The sequence below is a fragment of the Psychrobacter sp. FME6 genome, assembly GCF_014861365.1.
Taxonomy (GTDB): Bacteria; Pseudomonadota; Gammaproteobacteria; order Pseudomonadales; family Moraxellaceae; genus Psychrobacter.
Map to the genome: position 1 here is coordinate 1 of NZ_RRYW01000207.1, position 1,139 is coordinate 1,139.

Annotated in this window: 1 protein-coding gene; it reads right to left on the reverse strand. The window is 43.3% G+C overall.

All coding sequences use genetic code 11. The annotated features are described in order from the left end of the window. Nucleotides 1–1,074 (reverse strand): IS3 family transposase gene (locus EI162_RS14250; RefSeq protein ID WP_192524955.1). Its coding sequence is split into 2 segments (ribosomal slippage), with 1,075 coding nucleotides annotated over them: nucleotides 1–816 and nucleotides 816–1,074; the frame shifts between segments, so codons are not numbered across the junction. This gene is flagged as partial in the annotation. Nucleotides 1,075–1,139: the final 65 nt, after the last annotated feature.

Genomic DNA, 1,139 nt, shown 5'->3' on the forward strand with positions numbered 1-1,139 from the left:
CAATATATCCAATAATATCTCTGATGGCTGCAAATCTTGTTTTATAGTCTTGGTGATATACAAGCTCGTTCTTTAATATGCCCCAGAAGCTTTCTATGGGTGCGTTGTCAAAGCAGTTGCCTTTAGCACTCATTGAGCCTTTAAACTGATGCTGCTTGATGATCTTGTGATAAGCGTGGCTACAGTACTGACTGCCTCTATCAGAATGCACAATTAGCCCTTGGCTTGGTCGTTTATTCTTGATTGCCATATTGAGTGCACGGCATACTAAATCTGCTGTCATGCGCTTATTAATGGCGTAGCCGACCAGCTCTTTGGTGTATAAATCTTTTACTCCTGCTAAGTATAGCCAACCCTCGCTTGTCCAGATATAGGTGATATCACTGACCCAAGACTCATTAGGACGCTTAGCATCAAACTGCTGATCGAGCACGTTTGGATAAACCATTTTATTATGGTTTGAGTCCGTGGTGACCTTAAAGCGTTTGTGGCGACGGCATTTGATGCCATGTTCTTCTTTGATACGTCTGACCATGTACAAGCTAATGTCATGGCCTTGCTCTATTAGCTTTGCATGCAGTCGCTCAACACCATAGCGCTCACGAGTTTCACTGTGAGCGGCTCTAACCAGTAGCTCAGACTGGTTACGATGTATCTGTTGGTCGCTGATATCGCGATTTATCCAGTCGTAATAGCTTGATGGCTTAACCCTTAATACACGGCACATAGAGACGATACTAAAGGCCTGTCTATTAGTTTTTATAAAGGCGTACTTCACTAACTGTTTTTCGCAAAGTACGCCGTGGCCTTTTTTAGGATCTCTCGTTCCTCTTCAGCCACTTTAAGCTGCCGCTTGAGCTGCTTTATTTCCTGAATAGCTGCCATAAGCTCAGGATCATATTGTTCTGTGCCGACAAGTTTGCCTTGATTGGCTTTATTGTTCCAATTAGATAACGTTTGCATCGCTATGCCAAGCTGCTTTGCGGTCGCTGAGATGTTGCCGTTATTGTCTGCTATCTTCTTAACGGCTTCTGCTTTAAATTGGGTGCTATAAGTTCTGATCTTCTTGGTCATGGTAAACTCCTCATCGAGTCGTTAGTTTACCAAGTTTATCTCTACGGTTTCTTCAGCATAGCTCA